Genomic DNA, 219 nt, shown 5'->3' on the forward strand with positions numbered 1-219 from the left:
TAGAATAATATAGGCCTATATTAATTTGAGAAATAGTAGTATTTCCAAGTATTTCATTTGGTTTTTCAAAAGTAACTTTAGGCAATTTAGCAGTATTTTGAAATAGTGCATTTATTGATAAATCTATACCTGTAAGTATTGCACCACCGAGATACTTGTTATCCTTTACAACTTCAAAAGTTGTTGCTGTTCCAAAATCAATTATTATACATTCTCTAT

At 27.4% G+C, this 219-nt stretch carries 1 protein-coding gene; it reads right to left on the reverse strand.

Translation table 11 applies throughout. From position 1 onward, the window contains the following. On the reverse strand, nt 1-219 hold a 219-nt coding region (locus tag AYC59_RS01605), incomplete at both ends, for a type III pantothenate kinase (protein ID WP_156445451.1).

The sequence above is a fragment of the Pseudostreptobacillus hongkongensis genome, assembly GCF_001559795.1.
Taxonomy (GTDB): Bacteria; Fusobacteriota; Fusobacteriia; order Fusobacteriales; family Leptotrichiaceae; genus Pseudostreptobacillus; species Pseudostreptobacillus hongkongensis.